The 17,925-nt window shown below is 53.3% G+C and carries 9 protein-coding genes; 8 read left to right on the top strand and 1 reads right to left on the bottom strand.

Going from position 1 to position 17,925, the window contains the following annotated elements; translation table 11 throughout:
• From HYT79_12295 to HYT79_12285, 3 genes are all read left to right on the top strand, one after another.
• Positions 1-3,268 (top strand): response regulator (locus tag HYT79_12295; GenBank protein ID MBI2071360.1); only part of this gene is annotated, 3,268 nt, incomplete at its 5' end.
• A gap of 14 nt (positions 3,269-3,282) precedes the next feature.
• Positions 3,283-6,096, top strand: coding sequence for a response regulator (locus tag HYT79_12290; GenBank protein MBI2071359.1), 2,814 nt, complete (start codon positions 3,283-3,285; stop codon positions 6,094-6,096).
• Positions 6,077-6,568 carry a response regulator gene (locus tag HYT79_12285; protein MBI2071358.1) on the top strand — a complete coding sequence of 164 codons (492 nt, stop codon included), beginning with the start codon at positions 6,077-6,079 and terminating at the stop codon, positions 6,566-6,568. The genes HYT79_12290 and HYT79_12285 overlap by 20 nt, the downstream gene beginning before the upstream one ends.
• Here HYT79_12285 and HYT79_12280 read toward each other — a convergent pair.
• Positions 6,529-8,166 (bottom strand): FHA domain-containing protein, encoded by a 1,638-nt coding sequence (locus HYT79_12280; protein ID MBI2071357.1) that lies wholly within the window; start codon positions 8,164-8,166, stop codon positions 6,529-6,531. The genes HYT79_12285 and HYT79_12280 overlap by 40 nt on opposite strands.
• Before the next feature lie 776 nt (positions 8,167-8,942).
• Between HYT79_12280 and HYT79_12275 the strand changes: the two genes are divergently transcribed.
• The 5 genes from HYT79_12275 to HYT79_12255 form a co-directional block, all read left to right on the top strand.
• A complete protein-coding gene (locus HYT79_12275; protein ID MBI2071356.1) occupies positions 8,943-10,778 on the top strand; it encodes a protein kinase in 1,836 nt (611 codons plus the stop codon).
• Positions 10,779-10,866: 88 nt separating this feature from the next.
• The gene (locus HYT79_12270; protein MBI2071355.1) at positions 10,867-11,877 is read left to right on the top strand and encodes an alkaline phosphatase family protein; all 1,011 of its coding nucleotides are present in this window, start codon (positions 10,867-10,869) and stop codon (positions 11,875-11,877) included.
• Between the two features lie 127 nt (positions 11,878-12,004).
• Positions 12,005-12,991, top strand: coding sequence for a hypothetical protein (locus tag HYT79_12265; GenBank protein MBI2071354.1), 987 nt, complete (start codon positions 12,005-12,007; stop codon positions 12,989-12,991).
• Positions 12,992-13,795: 804 nt separating this feature from the next.
• The gene (locus tag HYT79_12260; GenBank protein MBI2071353.1) at positions 13,796-15,595 is read left to right on the top strand and encodes a protein kinase; all 1,800 of its coding nucleotides are present in this window, start codon (positions 13,796-13,798) and stop codon (positions 15,593-15,595) included.
• Positions 15,596-15,657: 62 nt separating this feature from the next.
• On the top strand, positions 15,658-17,925 hold a 2,268-nt coding region (locus HYT79_12255; GenBank protein MBI2071352.1), incomplete at its 3' end, for a M23 family metallopeptidase.

Genomic DNA, 17,925 nt, shown 5'->3' with positions numbered 1-17,925 from the left:
CCAGGCGCGCGTCAAGGGCGTGGCCGGAGTGTGGAAGGACTTGACCAATAACGTCAATTCCATGGCGTCCAATTTGACCAGCCAGGTCAGGAATATCGCCAAAGTAGTCACGGCCGTGGCCCATGGCGATTTGAGACAGAAAGTGGCCTTGGGCGCCCGCGGCGAGATCGCGGCTTTAGCCGATACGATTAATGCCATGACCGATACGTTGGCGACGTTCGCCGATCAGGTGACGGACGTGGCGCGCGAGGTGGGTGTTGAAGGCAAATTAGGCGGCCAGGCGCGTGTTCCCGGCGCCACCGGCATTTGGAGGGATTTGACCGACAATGTCAATCAATTGGCCGCCAACCTGACAAATCAGGTGCGCGCCATCGCTGATGTGTCCACGGCCGTCACCAAGGGCGATCTGACCCAATCGATTGCCGTGCAAGCCGCCGGCGAAGTCGCGGCTTTAAAAGACAATATTAATGAAATGATCAGAAACCTGCGGGAAACAACCCATAAGAATGCGGATCAAGACTGGTTGAAGACGAACTTGGCTAAATTTACGCGCATGCTGCAGGGCCAACGCGATTTGGACACTGTTTCGCGGCAAATCCTGTCCGAAATGGCGCCCTTAGTCGGCGCCTACCAGGGTCTTTTTTATCTTTACTACAATCCCGGGCAAGAGCGTTCATCCTCATTGAGACTTTTGGCCAGCTACGCCTGCAAGCCGGGTTCGGTCCCAAAAGTTTTGGCGATGGGCGAGGGCATTATCGGGCAATGCGCCGTGGAGAAAAAACGTTTTCTCCTGCATCGGATCGCCAACTCTTATTTGAAGGTTAATTCCGGCCTGGGCGAAACCGTGCCCGTGGATATCGCGGTGCTGCCCGTGCTTTTTGAAGGCGAGATCAAGGGCGCGATCGAGCTTGCTTCACTTCATCGCTTCAGCGAGATTCACCTGACTTTCCTGGAGCAATTAATGGAGTCCATCGGCATCGTTTTAAACACCATCGCGGCCACGATGAGGACGGAGGATCTACTCAAACAATCGCAGTCCTTGGCCCAGGAGCTTCAGCTGACCAACGCCCAGCTCGAGGAAAAAGCGAGGCTGTTATCGGAGCAGAAGAAGGAAGTCGAGGGCAAAAGCCGGGAAATCGAGGTCGCCCGCCAAACCGTCGAGGAAAAAGCGGAGCAGCTGGCGTTGACATCGAAATATAAGTCGCAATTTTTGGCCAATATGTCTCATGAACTGAGAACACCGCTCAATAGCCTGCTGATCCTGGCGCGCTCGCTGGTCGATAATCCTGAAGAGAATTTAACGCCCAAGCAGGTGGAATTCGCTAAAACCATCTTAGGCTCGGGCAATGATTTGATGGCGCTGATCAACGATATTTTGGATTTGTCGAAAATCGAATCGGGCACCATCTCATTGGAATTCAACGAAGTGAGCTTCAGTGATATTCAAGACTATGTGGATCGCGGGTTCCGCAAGATCGCAGAGGACAAGGGCATCGGATTCGCCATCAAGCTTGATTCCGATCTGCCGACGACGCTATACACGGACTCCAAACGTCTGTATCAAGTCTTGCGCAACCTACTCTCCAATGCGCTCAAGTTTACGGAACGAGGCAGCGTCGCTTTGGAGGCCAGATTGGCCGCAAGCGGCTGGAATCCCAATATCGAGAGTTTAAGCAAGGCCGAGCGCGTGGTTGCTTTTGCCGTGACCGACACCGGGATCGGCATCCCCATCGATAAGCAAAAAATTATTTTTGACGCATTCCAACAGGTGGACATGACGACCAGCCGTAAATACGGAGGCACGGGCCTGGGCCTGTCCATCAGCCGCCAGATCGCTGAGATGTTGGGCGGGGAAATTCGCGTTGAAAGCGCCCTGGGCAAGGGCAGCCGCTTTACGTTTTATCTGCCGATTGCGGGCGTTCACCCCGATCTCACAACACCCGGGTTTCCCGGCGCAACCGCCGATTCCGTCGTGCTCGTCAAACCGGCGACTAACGGCGGGCAAAAAAGCGAGGTCCTCCCTGCGGAGCTCGATGATGATCGTTTGTTGATTCAAAGCGGGGACCGGACGCTCTTGATCGTTGAAGACGACCCTGTTTGCGCCTGTCTGATTCAGGAATCCGCCCGGAAGCTGGGCTTTAAAACATTAATCGCCCTGCAGGGCAACGCCGGGTTGGCGCTGTCCAAAAAATACGCGCCCAGCGCCGTGACGCTTGATCTGGAGCTGCCGGATATGGACGGATGGACGATTTTGGACCAAATCAAATATGACTTGGCCAGCCGGCATATCCCTGTGACGATTATGACGGTCCAACAAGACGGCGCATGCGCCTTGTCTCAGGGAGCTTTCTCCTATCTCATTAAACCGGTCTCAGGAGAAGCGCTCAACAAGGTATTGAGGAAGATGAAGGAGTACGTCGACCGGCCCGTCAAGAATCTTTTGGTGGTGGAAGACAGCGAGGTTCAACGCAAAGCCATCATTGAGCTTTTGAGCGGGGACAATGTCAGCGTGACGGCCGTAGACAACGGCGCTCAGGCGTTGGCCGTCCTCGAAAAAGGATCGTTCGATTGCATGGTCTTAGACCTCAAATTGCCCGACATGGACGGGTATTCTCTTATTAAGAAAATAAAAAAAGACGCCGACGGGGATCGCTTCCCTATTATTGTTTATACGGGCAAGGATCTCGCCCCGAGAGAAGAGCAGCAGCTCAGGAAGGCGGCTGAATCCGTCATCATTAAAGACGCCCGCTCGCCGGAACGCCTGCTTGATGAAGTGTCCTTGTTCTTGCACCAGGGGAATAATCAGCTTGCCGAACGCAAGCGGCGCTTGATTGAGGAACTGCATCGGGATGAACCCATGCTCGCCGGAAAAACCATCCTGATCGTTGATGATGATGTGCGCAACATTTTTGCCCTGACCAGCGTTTTGGAGCGTTACCACATGAGGGTCATTTATGCGGAGGACGGCAAAAAAGGGCTCGATTCCCTGCGCGCCAACCCCGGGATCCGGATCGTTTTGATGGATGTGATGATGCCCGGCATGGACGGCTATGAAACCATGCGGGAAATCCGCCGCATGGGCGAATTCAAGACCTTGCCCATCATCGCCTTGACGGCCAAGGCCATGAAAGGGGATAGGGAGAAATGCATCGATGCCGGCGCCACGGATTATATTCCCAAGCCGGTGGACGTGGAACGGTTGTTATCTTTGCTGCGCGTTTGGCTCTATCGTCATGAGTTCGCCGGATTGTCCTCGGCAAATAAGTAAAAAAAGGAGGGCGCTTGCTCCAAAACAAAGAGTCGGACTACGCGCCTAAGGCGCCGGCGGCTTGCGTAGCCCCAGCGCCCTCGCGGCGCAGGGTCAACATTTTATTGGTTGACGATCATGAGGAGAACCTGCTGGCCCTGGAGACGGTTTTAGCAGACCAGGGGTATCATTTGGTCAAGGCGCATTCGGGGGAGGAGGCGCTGAGGCATCTGTTAAAAGAGGATTTCGCTTTGATCATTATCGATGTTCACATGCCCAAAATGGACGGCTTTGAAACGGCTTCGTTGATCCGCCGGCGCGAAAACTCCAGGCACACCCCGATTATTTTTATGACCGGGATCAGCATGGGCGAAATGCAGGTTCAAAAGGGGTATATGGTCGGCGCCGTCGACTATATTTTCAAGCCTTTCATCGGGGAGATTTTGCGGGCCAAGGTGGCGGTGTTCGTCGAGCTTTTCAACAAGGCCGAGCAAATCAGGGAACAAGCCGAGCAACTGCGCCAGATCGAAAGCCGGCAGCATCAGCAGGAAATCGCGCGCATCCAGGACCAGCGCAACCGGTTTTTTTATTTGGCCCTTGAGATGATGGGCATCGTGGGCTTCGACGGCTTGATTCAGGAGGTCAATGCCTCGTGGGAAAAAGCGACCGGATTTTCGACGGCGGAATTGGCCGGCCGGACATTCCTTGACTTCGTTCATCCTGATGATCACGCCGCCATGAAGGAGCATTGGCGGCAGCTGACGACTTATTCGGAGCACACGCTCGCTTTCGAGAATCGTTTCAAGGCCAAAGACGGATCTTATCGGTGGCTGCTGTGGAGCTGCGTTGCGGTTCCCGGGGAGAAGGTTTTTTATGCGGCGGCCCGCGAGATCGAAGAACACAAACGTCTTGAGCGGGAATTAATCAAAGCCCGCGACGCGGCCCTTGAGTCGGTCCGCGTCAAGTCGGATTTTGTCGCCAATATCAGCCATGAGATCAGGACGCCGATGAATGTGATGATGGGCATGGCCGGCCTTTTGCTTGACACTAAATTGACGTCCGAGCAGCGCCAATACTCCGAAATGGTGCGCGAGCATTGCGATTTACTCTTGTCCATCATTGACGATATTCTTGATTTTTCCAAGCTCGAGTCCGGGAAAATGGCTCTCGAGATCAAGGATTTCGACCCAAGGGGCGTCGTTGAGAGCGTGGCCGAGCTCCTGGCGCCCCGCGCCCAGCTCAAAGGGCTTGAACTGGTGGCCTGGGCGGATCCGGACGTTCCTTCGGTTTTGTTGGGCGACGCGTCGCGCCTGCGCCAAGTCTTGATTAATTTGGGCGGCAATGCTATTAAGTTTACGGAAACGGGTGAAGTTGTGATCCATGTGAGCAATAAACAAGAGACGGATACTCATGCGCATCTTCGTTTTTCCATTCGGGACACGGGCATCGGCATTTCTCCGCAACAGAGGCAAGGTCTTTTTAAACCTTTCACCCAGGCCGATACTTCGTTAACCCGCAAGTTCGGCGGCACCGGGCTCGGGCTGGCCTTCTCCAAGCGGCTGATGGATTTGATGGGCGGCGCCATCGGCGTCGACAGCGCGCTGGGTCAGGGCTCCACGTTTTTTGTTGATTTGGCCTTTGAAAAACAAGCCGCCGCCGGCCAGAGGCCGGTCCCGGCCGCCGCTTTGTCGAACGTCCGCGTTTTGATTATCGACGACAATGCCAGCGCGCGGCGCGCGCTGATCGAGCAGATGAATCAGTGGAACATGCGCGCCGAAGGCGTCGCCGGTGAAGAGGAGGGGTTATCCCTATCGGCCAAAGCGACGGCTGCCGGTGATCCTTACGGTTTTTGTTTGATCGATTCTCGAATTCCCGGCGTCGACAGTTTGGCTTTAGCCGCCAAGATCAAGAAGGGCCTGCCTGCGATTAAGTTGGTTTTGATGACCAACTTGATTCAATCTGTTGATTTGAAAGAAATGCACTCGGCGGGCATCGATCGCTCGATCAGCAAGCCCGTCAGTCAAGCCGCGCTTTTTGCTTCTTTGGGATCAGGGCGCAATGGCCTTGGCCCTGCGGCGGCCGCGGCCGGAGCCAAGCGCGCCTCGAAAACCAAAGGACACAAAATCCGCGTGCTCGTTGCCGAGGACCACAGCGTCAATCGAAGGATGATGCAAATTCAGCTTAAGAAGCTGGGCTATGAGTCCGATGTCGTTGCCGACGGAAAAGAAGCCATTGAAGCCACCGGCCGGTTTCCCTACCGTCTTGTGTTGATGGATTGCCAAATGCCGGAGATGGACGGTTATCGAGCGGCCACCGCCATCCGCAAGAGGGAGCAGGGCTCGGTTAGGATTCCCATCGTCGGCGTCACGGCCCATGCCATGCCCGGCGATCGGGAAAAATGCCTGGCCGCGGGCATGGATGATTACATTTCAAAACCGGTGACCATGGAGAAGCTCGTCGGCATTTTGGATAAGTGGGTGGATGGCGGGGGCCGGCCGGAGGTGACCGTGCGGTTGCCCGAGGGCATCGACGACCCTAAACTTGTGGCCGAGCTTATTGCGCTTTATCTTAATAAGACGCCTCAATACATCAATGATTTAAAAAAGGCTTATTCGGAAAAAAGCGCCAAGGCCGTGGCCGCCGCCGCCCATGCGATGCGGGGAAGCAGCTTAAACCTCGGCCTCGACGCAATGGCGGAGATTTGCCGGCGTATCGAGGAGAGCGCCGGCTCGCGGCGTCTCGCGGGTCTTGATAAGCAACTGGCCGCTTTAGACGAGGAGTTTGAACGCATTCGCCAGTGCCTCAAAAAACCCCAGGGAGGGAAAAGCCATGAAAGTTCTCGTCGCTGATGATGATCCGGTTTCTCAGAAGTTATTGGAGGCCGTTCTTAGCGAGTTCGGTTGCGAGGTTCTGATCGCCCCGAATGGTCAAGAAGCATGGGAAACGTTCAACCGCCAGGATATCGATCTCATTATCAGCGATTGGATGATGCCGGAAATGGACGGCCTGGCTTTTTGCCGCAAGGTCCGCCGCCGGTCCAACAGCGGGTATCCTTTCTTTTTCCTCATCACCGGAAAAAAGACCAAGGTTGCCGATTACTGTCAGGCCATGGAAGAGGGTGTCGATGATTTTTTGTACAAGCCCATCGACGGCAATGTCTTGAAGAATCAATTAAAGGTGGTGCAGCGGACCCGCAGCCTTTTGATTTCCGTCTCTAAAGTCGGCGTTAAGGGTTTTTATCAATTCATCAAATCAAAACCGGAGGGGCTGGAAGAAGTCAATCACCGGTCGCTGACCGCAAGGGGCGCTCGAAGAACATAAACGTGGACCTTGCCCACGCCTTTGACTTCCTGTTCGCCTGCGTCTTCAAATTCGAAAAGATCCTCAAGCAGCTTTTTAGTTTCCTCGCTGACCGCGGTTTTATTCGGCGGGGCTAAATGCTCCATGCGCGAGGCCACGTTCACGGGATCGCCTAAAACCGAGTATTCCAGGCGCTGAGAATAGCCGATATTGCCGACCACCGCGCGCCCGACGTTGATGCCGATCCTCAGGCGTTTTTGCGGCAGCCCGCGCTCGGTCGCCACCTCCGGCCAGCGCTTGAGCATGGCCAGCGCAGCGCGGGCGGCCTGGGCCGCGATTTCAGCGGGTTTCAATTGCGCTCCCTCGCCCGGATTAGCGCCGAAAATCCCCATGACCGCGTCGCCGATGAATTTGTTGACGTGCCCGCCCTCGCTTTGAATGCAAAAAGCCAGGGTTTCAAAGTAAGGATTTAAAATCTCAGCGATCTCCTTGGGAGTCTTCGTGTGGCTCATGGCCGTGAACCCTTCCATGTCCACGAAAAGCACGGCGACCAATTTTTCCTGCACCTCAAGGCCGACGGATTGTCCCGATGCCGACTCTTCGACGATACGCTCGACGACATCCGGGGCAAAGTAGCGGGCCATATTTTCCTTGATCCTGCCTAGTTCCGATTGGCGATTAAGGGCGATTTGCAGGCTGACCAGGCTCGCGATGGCCGAGGCCAGGTAAAGGTCTTCTTCCCCGAAGCTCTTGGCGTTGCGGCGATTGTCAAGATAGAGAACGCCCAGGCGCTCCCCTTTGCCCCAGAGCGGCACCAAAAGGCCGGAGCTGATGTCATGGGCCGACTGGCTTTCCGAGCGGTCTTTTAAAGCGGATTCAAGAAGATAGGAATGGTCCGCGGGCAATGACTCAAGAAGTTTCTGGCTGAAGTGAAACTCCGGGACTCGCCCCATGCCTTTTTGCCAGGCCAGGCGCGTGGCAAAGCCGCCGTCGGATTTGGCCAGCAAAATCGCGGCCACTTCCGCGGCTTCTATTTTTGAGGTGCAATAGCCTAAAAGCGTGATCAGAGATTCTTCCACGTCCGGGATTTGCGCCAGACGCCGGACCAGCTCATGCATTTGACCGAATTTTTCCTTGAGCTTGGGATTGGCGGGATCAAGCTGTCTCCGGCCCCGGCCGCTGGTGATTGCTTCCATGACGCCCGCGGCGTCGACCTTGACCCCCAGCGCTTCTTTGACTTCAAACTGCCACGGGCCGATTTGCAAATGATCGCCCGGCTTCAGGCGCGTCGGGATCGTGATTTTTTGTCCGTTGATCATGGTGCCGGCCGCCGATGGTTTGGGCTTGCCCGCTTCTTTGACCACGCCCAAGCTGCCGTCCATGATACAGCACTCGCCCTGGCGCTCTTGAATATGGCAATGCCAGCGGCTGGCTTTGACTTCCATGCCGTCGTTTTGAGGCAAGGTTAATGTGCAATCTTCGGCACGGCCGATGACAAAGGGAAAACGGTTGAGGACGGCTTCTTTAGTGAGAAAATCTTGGTTGGGGACAAGCACCCATTGCCCTGATTCCGCCACCCAGCGCAAATGATGCGGCCCGATCACTTTAAGAGAAAGCATGTCTAGGATAGTGTAGGTTGCCCGCCGCGAAACCGCAATCCCTTCCTTGCGGCGCCCCAACGCGTGAGCAAACGCTCCTTGAAAGTCGGCCGGTTCACCTGTAGACTCAAGGAGGCATGAGACGCATTAATAAGAGGTTGAGTACATCTATCGCGGCTGGGGTAGTACTTTTTGTTTTTCGATTTGCCTGGGCAGAACCAGTCAATGTTAGTGAGTGTGAAATTCAGCTCATTAGAGATCGTCGCTGTCATACTCCGCGCAGGCATGGCCCGAAAGATCCTGAAGAAAAGCTTAACTGGGACGCTGAATGTGCCATTGGCATTTACAATTTGGCCGAGCGTTGCCAGGCCAGGATAGCCAGCAATCCTGATGATGCCGACTCGATCGGTCCAGATTTAAGAAAAGCGCTTAGATATACATACAGAGGGGGCAGAGATGGGGAGATTTGGGACCGTCCTCGAGAAAGAGTCGCGGCTGTACTTAGTCTCATTGAGCCTCGCACCTCGGAACAAATTCTTGCCGATGAAGAAGCCAACGCCGTGAATGCGGATGCGGAGGAAACAGCTGATACTGGGGGAAATATCATAGGAGAGGTGGCGGGTAACGCAGCTTCATCGGCAGCTAATGCTGCGAAAGAAAATGGGGGTGAGTTGGGTGCGCCGGGTGATTCAAAATTCAGAAACGATCGTCCTGATACGCGCGATAGATCCGCTGGTCCCGTCGAGGATTTAGATTCCGGCGCAAGCACGCTAGGCTCCGACACCCAATCAAGAACCATGAGGAGTTTAGCCCGTGTTGAATCCGGGAATTTAAAGGGGGCCCTTGAAGACGCGAAAATGGTCTTAGACCGGGACCCCAATAATCAAGTGGCCCGAAGCATTTATGATTACGCTTCCCGGTCCATGGACGGAGGTAATGCCAAAGGACAAAAACCCAATTTTGCGGTGATGCTTGAGGATGGATTGAAGGGGCCCGATCCTTCCCGATTAACAGGCCAAGGTTCTCATCAAGGGCATGAACTCTTTAAAGGCGGGTTAAGGTCCATGACTTTGTCCCAGACTTTAGCCGCCAGCGCCCGGCATAAGATGGAGCTTGGGGATTTAAAGGGCGCTCTGCTGGCGGCCAGCCAAGCGATCGGCGCTGATCCTCAAAACACTCAGGCTTATTCCTCCCGAGCCGCTATTTTGAACAAGATGGGCAATTACGAGGGAGCCAAGTTAGACGCCACCCGTGCCATAGCCCTTGATCCCAAATCAACGAATGCTCTTAATGAGCGCTCCTGGGCTCATAATCAGCTTAAACAGTTCCTTCCGGCTTTACAAGACGCGGACGCTTCATTAGCCATTGACGCAGCCCAGGCCGTGGCTCATTTGAACAAGGCGATTGCTTTGGAGGGATTGGGCAAGTATAAGGAGGCCTTGGAGGCGTTTAAGGCGGCATCCGATCTTGATCCGGCGTTGATGGCTTTTTACGAGGATGCTGTTGATAAGTACGGGGCTCAAGTGGGATGGACAGATCGGCCCAAGAAGAAGGTTTCAAGGATTTTAAGGCAGAGGCTGGGGCCTTTAGGTTCCGCTCTTCCGTTGGCGGGATTGGGTGCTTTGGGGTTGGTGTTGGCTTACGCGTTGTTTAAGGCATTGAGGCGGGTTAATGATGAACCGATGCCTGGGCAAGGCACGAACGGCCATGCCAAAACCATGGTGATGCCTCAAGCTCAAGTCCGGCCCTCTGATGTGGCGACAATCGCCGCAACGACGCTAGCCGGGCCTCCTTCTTCAACACCGACCATCGCAACCCCCTCCTCAAACACGGCAGGACGCTTGATTGCGGGCAACTTCCAGATTATCAGGGAATTAGGCCGGGGGGGCATGGGGGTTGTTTATGAGGGCAAGGACATCACCCTTGCCCGCACCGTGGCCATCAAGCAGATGCGTCCTGAGATACGCCAATCAAGCAAAGAAACCGAGCGATTTTTATCTGAAGCTAGACTGGTGGCGAGCTTAAAGCACCCTAATTTAGCCGAGATTTATTCAATTCTTCAGGATAGCGGGGACTTATTCCTTGTTTTTGAATACATCTCAGGCAAGGGCTTGGATAAGCTTATGGATGAGAAGCCCAGGTTAAGCCCCAAAGAAACCAACAATATTCTCCAAGATGTCTCAAAAGCCTTGGATTACGCTCATTCCAAGAAGATTATTCACAGGGATTTAAAACCTTCCAATATCATGGTGACCGAGGACAATCAGGCTAAAGTCATGGACTTCGGGATCGCGCATCAGGCCAAATTGACTGTTTCCAAGCTTACCTCAGCCGGGATGTGGGGGACCCCTGCTTATATGCCTCCTGAGCAGGAGATGGGATTAGCCTCGAAAGAATCCGATCTCTACGCCCTGGCCGTCATGACCTATGAGATGCTCACAGGAGAGATTCCCTTTGCTGGGCCTAATTTTCTTCATCAGAAGCAGCGCTGCATGTATAAACCGGCCTCAGAGCTTGTTCCTGAGCTGCCTAAAGCCCTCGATCAATTCTTCCAACGCGCTCTCAACCCGGAGCCTCAGGAAAGATTTCACGGCGGAGCCGAACTGCTCCACGCCTTCCAAAAAGCGCTTTGAGATCATTTTAACCGGGGTCTAAAGACCTCGGATCATATAGGTCCAAAGCTTCTAGAATTTTATTTAGGCCGTTCTAAAATAGATAGAGATGCCTATGCGATTATTTTCGTTGCTGATTCTTTTTTTAATTCCTATTCATGGCCGGGCGGCCGAGAGTAAAACCACGAATTCCACAGCAGCGGGCAATGTCGTTTTAGTGACTTTAGACGGCGTACGTTGGCAAGAGTTTTTTGGCGGTCCCGATCCCGATTTGGATTCAAGTGAGACGGGCGTCGTTTTCTCGCGTTTTTGGTCGCAAACGGCCCCTCAAAGCGTCATTTACGGAAATCCTGCGACCGGCAATCAAATGCGGATCGCTAATTTGACGGGGGTTAGCCTGCCCGGTTATTTCAGCATGATGTCCGGCCTGACAACCGGTTGTTTGGCCAACGATTGCGATCGTGTCGGCTACGGCACTTTCCCTGAACGTCTGGTCAATCTCTTGGGTTTGGAACCGGAGCAAGCGGCCACATTCGCTTCATGGGCGCCCATTGCCCTGGCTGTCGAACATTCAGCCGGCGCAACCGCGGTCAGGGCAGGGCCTCAGGCGGGTGACAGCCCTGACGATTTGGTATCTCCGGAAGCGCGTTTGGACCGCCTGACATTTTCCAAAGCCCTTGCTTACCTGATGGCGCGGCGGCCGCGTTTTCTTTATATTTCTTTGAATGACTCGGACCACTGGGGCCATGAGGGGGACTATGCGCGGTATTTGGCGGCCTTAAGACAATATGATTTATGGCTTGCTCTGTTAGCGGCGACAATCGACGGTCTGGGTGATTACGGCCGCAATACGACCTTAATCGTCACGACCGATCATGGGCGCGGAACCGGCGCCGACTGGACCGGCCATGCGATGATTATGCAGGCAAGGGATATCTGGCTTTATGCGCGGGGTCCGCATGTATCGCCGACGGGCTCTGTCGTTGGCGCTTCGGCGCATACGCACCTGGACATCCGGCCGACCATCGAGCTATTGATGGGTCTTTGCCCGCGCAGTTGCGACGATTGCGGTTCGCCCTTGCCCGAGGTGACATCCGGTTTGGCCGCTTGCTCTCCGTAGAATTTGTTCACGATTTGATGGGTTTTTAATTTTAGGTCTAAAGTCCTAATTCAAGATAGGCCTAAAGTCTTTTCTATTTTGTTTTTTTCCAGGTTAAGCTATTTTTTGAAAGGCCGGGAAATAAGCAATGGGTATCTATAAGTTTACGAATGTCGCTTTCCTAATCGTCGTTTTTGCTTTGGCGAAGAACGTGGTCCTGGCGGGCAGTCCGGGATCGTTGGTCAATCAGGATTGTTTCGTGTCTAAGTTGCCGGCCGTAACATTGGACGGTGTTAAAGACGGTTTATCCGCCATCGGGCTTATCCCTCACGGCGAGCATGACGCCGGATTTGCGTATTTTCTCCAGTTTGTCTGGAGTTATGAGCGAGGAACCTCGAGGGAGCTTTACCGAGACTTGGACGGGTGTTTAATCGTCGGCAACACCGACGGCATTATTCTGCTGGATGATTTGTTGGCCGCTTCGCGAGAATACGCATCCTCAGCGCTTACTTTCGAGGCTTTCTCCGGCAGGGTCAGGCAAATTGCCGATCATCGCAGGAACAGAAATTTTCGCGCGCAAGTATTAGGGGCTTTTGAAGGCATTGTTGCCGAGAATAATCTGCACAATGCGCGCCTTCGACAGCTCGATGTTAATTTGCGGGCCATGGGCATTGAGCGGGAATGCGTTTTTCAGGACGGAGGCCGCAAGTTTTGCGTCAAGGCTCCGCTGGAATGGTTCTATGATCTTGGGACCCGGCGTTTCACGCCGTTCGCCATCGCATTCGACGGTTTGCGTCAACAAGGCCGAGGGGAGCATGCCAAAAATTTGCTCAGGGAGATTCTGGCTGTGATGAGAGTGAAAGAACACAATACAACCGGACCGCTGGGTTTGGAAGTGGGAATTTTTTATAGACCTTGGATTCCGCAAAAGGATGATGTGCCCACAGAAGAAAAACCGGCATTTTTTTACAGCAGGTTTACAGAACTGGCCAATGGTTCCGAAGGAACGATCCTGGATTTTTTGATGAATCTGCGCAGTCAATATGCCGGAGATTATCGACCTGCCAATGCATTATTGACTGCCACGCCAAGACGTGAGACCAGGGATAATTGCCGCAGCGCCCGGTGCTACTAAGACCCATCGACGCCTCGCAAGAAATTCTCTAGTTCCTTCTGAAATCAAGAAACCGCGCCACTTTTAATTTTTCCAAACACTCCTTGAAAGTTTACGGCTTGGGCTTTACACTTGGATAGGCCTTGAGATTGGTTGCCAATCTCAGGCAAGGGAGAAAGTTCTTTGCTTAGAGGGAGAATTTGGTTTAGCGCGGGAATTTTATTTTTTGCGCTTGGATCGACGCGAGCGGAGCCGATTGCGGACGAAACATGCCATCCTAATGCAATTCGGACTTTAGGATGTGACCGCGTTCCACCTGACAACGGAGATGAAAACCAGCGGTGTAATTTTGAAGTAGATCAGTTGATTTACGATTGTTCGGAGAAAAGTAACAATGGGTTGGTAGATGTTGATCAGTTTAGATCCATGCTTCGGACTGCGAGAGGATTAGCTGAATCAGGTGATTGGGCAGATGTTAAAAGTAACGCACCTCGTGTTTTAGAACGTCTCCCAGATGATAGTGGGGACTCTGTGGCAGACGGTACTACAGACGATGACACAGATTCACCTGCGCCAGGCGATTCTGCAAGCGAGGGCCGTTCTCTTGTTAGCTACGTCTTGCCCGGCGGCAGGCTGTCGCGTCCTAGAACGGATGCTGAACCAAGAGGTAGTGGGGCGGACGCTGATGGGAACTTTCGCGATGATGGCTCTAGCGGAGATTTGGGAAATTTATCGGGGAGGAGAAGACCCATTGGCACGGATCAAGGGTTAGGTGGGTCTTTAACGGAGAATTCTGAAGAAAGTAAACCTCGAACTTTAAGCAGAATGTCTGCGAATTCCGGAAAACTGCGTGGTTCTGTCGATGATGCCGAGGCCATGCTAAATAGGAGTCCGGGCAGCAGGGCGGCCAAGGGCATTTACGAATACGCGGTTAAGTCTTTGGATGGGGCTTCATCCGCCCGCCAAGGGCCCGGCGGCGGCGTTAAAATTTGGGATGACGGGCCGGGCGGCGGAGGTCTCGGCGCGCCCGCTGATTTAAGCTCCGATCATCAAGGGCATCAATTATTTCAAGGCGGATTAAGCGGCGCCACTTTGTCTCAATCCTTGGCCTTGAAGGCGCAGCATAAATTGGCTGCCGGAGACTTAAGAGGAGCGCTTTTAGCCGCGACTCAGGCGATTTCCGCTGATCCCACCAATGCGCAGGCTTATATCACGCGCGCCGCTATTTTGAACAAATTGGGCAATTTTCGGGCCGCGGCCTTGGACGCGACCCGTTCCCTTTCCATTGATCCCCGATCGCCCCATGCTTTAAATGAGCGCTCCTGGGCCTTCGTTAAATTGAAAGAGTTTATTCCCGGATTAAAAGATGCAGAGGCGTCGTTGGCGCTCGATGCCACGCAAGCCGCCGCGCATTTAAACCGGGCCATGGCTTTGGAAGGTTTGGGCAAATTGCGGGAGGCTTTGGAAGAATTCAGGATCGCGGCAAAACTGGACCCGGCTTTGGAAACGTTTTATGAGGATGCGGTGGCCAAATACGGAGACAAAGTCGGGTGGAAAGACAAGCGAAAGGGCAAATTCGCCAAGCTGCGCCGTAGGATGGGGCCGCTGGGCCATACAGGAGCTCTGTTGAGCCTTGCTGTTTTGGGTTTTGCGGGTTGCTGTTTCGGCTTAGTGATGCTGCTTAAAGACCGTTCGGAAAGCGCTTTTGATTTTATTAAGCGCACAACAGGCGCGGGCCGATTAAGAGCAAGTTCGGTTAAAACGCCCGCTGCGCCGGCCATGGCTGCGCCGTCGCCTTTTCGAGCTGTCGCAGCTGCGCAGACATCCGGATTTTTAATCGCCGGCAATTACAAAATTGCCAAAGAAATCGGCCGCGGGGGCATGGGCGTGGTTTACGAGGGCATGGACATGGCGCTTCAAAGAACAGTGGCCATCAAACAAATGCGTCCGGAAATCCGCCAATCAAGCAGGGAAGCCGAACGTTTTATGGCTGAGGCCAGATTGGTCGCGAGTTTGAAGCACCCCAATATCGTTGAAATCCATTCCGTGCTTCAGGAAAACGACGAACTTTTTTTGGTTTTTGAGCACGTGTCCGGCAGAGGCCTTCATAAGCTTTTAGATGAGAAGCGGCATCTCTCTGCCGTTGAAACCAAAAAAGTCTTAGTTGATGTGTGCCAAGCCTTGGATTACGCGCATTCGAAAAAAGTCATCCACAGGGACCTCAAACCCTCGAATATCATGATTGCCAATGATGGAATCGCCAAAGTCATGGATTTCGGCATCGCTCATCAGGCCAAAATAACGGTCGCCAAGCTGACCTCGACCGAGATCAGAGGAACCCCGGCTTATATGCCCCCTGAGCAAGAAATGGGTTTAGCCAGCAAAGAATCGGATTTGTACGCGCTGGGCGCCATGATTTATGAAATGCTGACAGGGGAAATGCCCTTTACCGGACCCAATTTCATGCTTCAGAAGCAGCGCAAAATGTTCAGGCGGCCTTCGGAGCTGGTTTCTAATTTGCCTAAAACTCTGAATGATTTTTTCGATCGAGCGCTTCAGCCCGAACCCGCCGACCGTTTTCATAGCGCAGCCGACCTTCTGCAAGCCTTCGAAAAATCCGTCTGAATGTTATAATCAATCCTGGGGAGAGAGTTGGGAAATTATTTATTTAGTGAATCAATAGAAAAGTGTCTTTCTCCCGTCGACTCCTCAATCTTTTTCTAGCCTGGCTTCTAATACTGGAAACCCTGCCGGCTCAAGCTTCTCCCGGACGAGTCCCGTCGGCGACGTTAACAGGAAATTCTGAAGAAGCCTATTCTTTGACCGAGGGTTTTTTCGACGGTTCCTTAGATTCGTCTTTGTCGCCCGCCGCTCCCTCTCCCGCAGGTCCTTTTACCCCCGATATCCCCACTCAAGACAATTCTCTGTTTTCTTCTTCCCAGGATCGCATCGTCGTTGCCCAAGCCGGTCCTACCAGAGAAGATTTACGCCGCAGGGCTTGCGCCGTGGACCCAGCCAATTGCGGCTCAACGCCTGATATGCCCACAACCACAGAACCCAATACCACCGGCGGGAATAATCAAACAGGCTCCAATCCAGGAACCCAAGGACGGCAAGGAACAGGCAATAGAAACGTTGACTTTAACAATGCCATCGAGGGCGAAGGCATTGGCGCAGCAATTGCGGGAATTCCCGCAATTGCCGCAGGCATAGCCCTGCTTTTTACTCCCTTTGCGCTTTTCTCCATCATTCCTTTCACCTACTCCGGCCTTGCCCTCATCGGCGCTCTTATGCGCGGCAAAGAGGGCGCCAGTTTGTTAAACGGCCTTGGCTATTTCGGAGAAGCCATAGGCATTGGATTGGGCGGTATTTTGGCGTCGATGGCCACCACGCTGACTTTGGGTTTGGTGGATACCACGATTGATGACCCCAAATCTTGGAGATCGAAGCTGTTTAACGGCGCCAATATCGCGGGCCGGGTGCTGACCTTAGTGGGCGCAGCCGCCGTTTCCGGTGTTGCCATGGCGGGGCTATTGCCGGTTCCCTTGCCTGCGGCCATAGCCATCGGAGGAGCCGCCGTCGCCAGCGCCGGCGGCCAGGTGATTGCATGGTTTGTCCGGGTAAAAATGCCTCAGGATAAGTTGGAACGTTTGAATAAGGAAAGCGATGCTTTTCGTGCGGAGATCGTTTCTTTAAATAGCGAACGGGCAAGCTTGCAAGTCCAGGCCAATGGGCTCGGGTCTAGATTGCTGTCTGAAGTTTATGTTCCGCTACCCCCTTATCAATCTCCGCTTCTTGAGGCACATTCATTTGGAGACGCTGCTCTTGATCAGCGTTTGGATTCAGCCGAATTCTATCATCGTTCGGTTTCCGGCATCGTCGATAGAGCTCGTCGGAGTACGGCCGCCTTGAGACGCCAAGTCAATGATCTTCAGGGACTAGAGCGAAGTTACAATAAATTAAGAGTCACTCATGAAGAAGGTACTCTGAGGGCCCTTCCCGATCCTCGTTATTGCCGTGGGCCTAACTGCCGCTCAACAGCTGGAGTCGACAATACGCATCCCGATTACCCCAATGATCATGAAACATTGCGGGATTTAGAGGCTTCAGATAGGTTGCGTGACGCTCTGCCCATTTCTTTGTGGCAACCCCATGAACCGGAGGAGCCAAATGCTCCCCCGCAAACTACGAGAGGTTATTTGGAAGATGAGAATCTTCAGGATCCTTATCTTCACCGAGGTTTGGATATCAATGCTTCAAGAGGCACAGCTCTGGTCAGCCATGTGGCGGCAGAAGTTGTTTTTGCTGGCTATTATGAAAGTGATACTGCACGGCAATATGAAGATGTTGCAGACCGTCTCGAAAACCAACGCTCAATCCGTATGAACCCCGCTGATTTAGCAAATATTAGCCGGGGTCTAGGCAATGTCATAGTTCTGGCACCCGCCAGTTCGAATTCCCAGCTTCAAGTATTCCAGCATTTAGGACGCAAAGAGGTTGCAACCGATGCCCAAGGAAAAGCTATTGCTTTTAACACGGGAGATGGCCCTGTTATTATCGGTCGAGATATTCCTGGTTCAGGCATTAATGTTAGTCAGGGAGATAGAGTCTTACCTGGAACTATACTCGGGACGGTAGGTAATACTGGACGCGTTGGTGGTCGCCTAAGTCGCGGCGCAACTGCCGGTACCCATCTTCACTGGGGAGTTATTGAAGTGAATCCAGAAATCAATCCACGCATGCGTGCGCTTAGAGATGGTAAATGGGATGAGTGGGCCCAGCAGTATTCTCCAGGAGAACTGGATAGGTACGGTCAATCCGATAAGCAAGAGGTTTTATATAGAGAGTTAAGAAAAAAATATTTTGAAGCTATGGGTTGGCAGCAATTTGATGATAATACCGGAGAACCGATAGGCGACAGGGGACAGCCGAATGCCGATAAAATTAAAGCTTTT

It is taken from the genome of Elusimicrobiota bacterium (genome assembly GCA_016180815.1).
Taxonomy (GTDB): domain Bacteria; phylum Elusimicrobiota; class Elusimicrobia; order JACQPE01; family JACQPE01; genus JACPAN01.
This window is presented reverse-complemented; position numbering and strand designations above follow the sequence as displayed.